We start from the raw sequence: 1,629 nt of genomic DNA on the forward strand, positions 1-1,629 counted from the left end.
CCTTGCCGTTCTGCACCGCCATCGGAATCTCCGTTTCACGCGTTTTCTACATATGACCGCAGGAATTCCCGCGATTACAGCCCAGATATGTTCGAAAAGTACAAGCTATCCTTCCACCCGCGCACGGAACACCAGGTCGATCCGGCGCGCGGCGCCTGCGTCGATCCGCTGCGCGCGGGCCTTGACGAACCGCATCCCCACCAGACGGCCCCGCATCAGCACCAGTTCGGCATCCACCAGACTGTCCGACACCGCACCCGCCACGGCCTTGGCCGTCTCGAACCCCGCAGCGTCGGAAATCACGCTGACCGTCAGGCGATGTTCCGCCCCGGGGCCGCTGCGGTCCGACGCATCCGTCACCTCCTCGGGGCCGATCAGCACGAAGGTGCCCCGCCCCGCGCCCCGCGGCAGGGCATCGACCACGGGCACCCCCGTCAGCCCCGCGGCCGTGCTCAGCCGCTGAAAAATCGCGGCCTGCAGCGCCGCCGCCGTGCCGTAGCTCATGCCGGGTCCTCCTCGCGCGCGAAACAGGTCAGATAGCGGCCGCCCGGGTCGGCCTCGGCCACCGCCAGGATGGCGAACAGCCGTGTGCCATCGCGGAACCGCTGGCCCGCCTGCGGCCGGCTTGGCGCCCCTACCGGTGCGCCCCGGACCGTGATGCGCAGCGGCACCCGCGCCGTCACCACCTCGACCGAGTCGCCCTCGCGGCCCGCCCCGGCCCGGATCTCGGCCCACAGCCGCCCCAGCGCGACCCAGGCCCGGGCGATCCCGCCCGACCCCGTGGCCGTGTCCTGCGGCGCCTCCAGCACCAGCGACCGTTTCAGCTCGGGCCGCTTCATGCCGCGCCCCCGCCCAGAACGCGCACCGTGCGCCACCGCTCGATCAGCGCCGCCACCGGCACCGGCAGAACCGGACTGCCCCGCGCCGCCTCGCCGCGCTGGTCCCAGAAGGCGGCGGCCAGCATCACCACCGCCTGCGCCAGATCGCCCGGCACGGCCGCCCAGCCCGCGCCAAAGCCTGCGTCGAACGCCACCTCGACATGGCCGCCTGGCGCCGGATGCGGCAGCAGCAGCCCCACCGACCGGATGCGCGGCCGCATCCCGTCGGGCACCAGGCAATAGCGCGCGGGATCCACCGGCACCGTCAGCCCGCAGACATGGATCAGGCTCACCGCCACCAGCGCGGCCACCGGCGCCACCGGCAGGGCCTGCTCCATCCCGTCGCGCCAGTCGCTGAAGGTCCAGCGGAACCGCCGCAGCAGCAGCACCTTGCCCGTCCGCCCCTCGATCGTCAGCACCGCCGCGCGCAGATGGCTGGCCATCAGCGTGTCGGCCAGATCGTCATCGGCAAAGCCCGTTCCCATCCGCAGATGGTCCTTCAGCGCCTGCACCGGCAGCACCGCATCCGGCAGGCCTGTTTCATCGATCAGCATGTTCCCCTCGCCCTCTGCGTCATGGCCCGAAGGCCCGGCCCCCCGACGGAGGACCGGGCAACGACACTCAGGACACCGCGATCCGGAGAAGCTTGATGGCGGCATAGTCGCTGACATCCCCGCCCACGCGCTTGCTGGCATAGAACAGCACATGCGGCTTGGCCGAGAACGGGTCGCGCAGCACGCGCATGTCCGGG

4 protein-coding genes are annotated in these 1,629 nt (G+C 71.8%); all 4 read right to left on the minus strand.

From position 1 onward, the window contains the following. Positions 1 to 105: 105 nt before the first annotated feature. The gene (locus tag ACLD7X_RS16620) at positions 106 to 504 is read right to left on the minus strand and encodes a DUF3168 domain-containing protein (protein WP_411424797.1); all 399 of its coding nucleotides are present in this window, start codon (positions 502 to 504) and stop codon (positions 106 to 108) included. After that, complete coding sequence (locus tag ACLD7X_RS16625; protein WP_411424798.1) at positions 501 to 839, minus strand: head-tail adaptor protein; 339 nt, start codon at positions 837 to 839, stop codon at positions 501 to 503. The genes ACLD7X_RS16620 and ACLD7X_RS16625 overlap by 4 nt, the downstream gene beginning before the upstream one ends. Further along, a complete protein-coding gene (locus ACLD7X_RS16630) occupies positions 836 to 1,432 on the minus strand; it encodes a head-tail connector protein (RefSeq protein WP_411424799.1) in 597 nt (198 codons plus the stop codon). The genes ACLD7X_RS16625 and ACLD7X_RS16630 overlap by 4 nt, the downstream gene beginning before the upstream one ends. Before the next feature lie 67 nt (positions 1,433 to 1,499). Then, on the minus strand, positions 1,500 to 1,622 hold the full coding sequence (locus tag ACLD7X_RS16635) for a phage major capsid protein (protein WP_411424800.1): 123 nt from the start codon (positions 1,620 to 1,622) through the stop codon (positions 1,500 to 1,502). Positions 1,623 to 1,629: the final 7 nt, after the last annotated feature.

Source organism: Aphanothece microscopica RSMan92 (assembly GCF_046613545.2).
Lineage (GTDB): Bacteria > Cyanobacteriota > Cyanobacteriia > PCC-6307 > Cyanobiaceae > NIES-981.

Bases quoted from the DNA above. Each gene is read 5' to 3' on its own strand.
- ACLD7X_RS16620 (WP_411424797.1), bottom strand. From the start codon at position 504: ATGAGCTACGGCACGGCGGCGGCGCTGCAGGCCGCGATTTTTCAGCGG.
- ACLD7X_RS16625 (WP_411424798.1), bottom strand. From the start codon at position 839: ATGAAGCGGCCCGAGCTGAAACGGTCGCTGGTGCTGGAGGCGCCGCAG.
- ACLD7X_RS16630 (WP_411424799.1), bottom strand. From the start codon at position 1,432: ATGCTGATCGATGAAACAGGCCTGCCGGATGCGGTGCTGCCGGTGCAG.
- ACLD7X_RS16635 (WP_411424800.1), bottom strand. From the start codon at position 1,622: ATGCGCGTGCTGCGCGACCCGTTCTCGGCCAAGCCGCATGTGCTGTTC.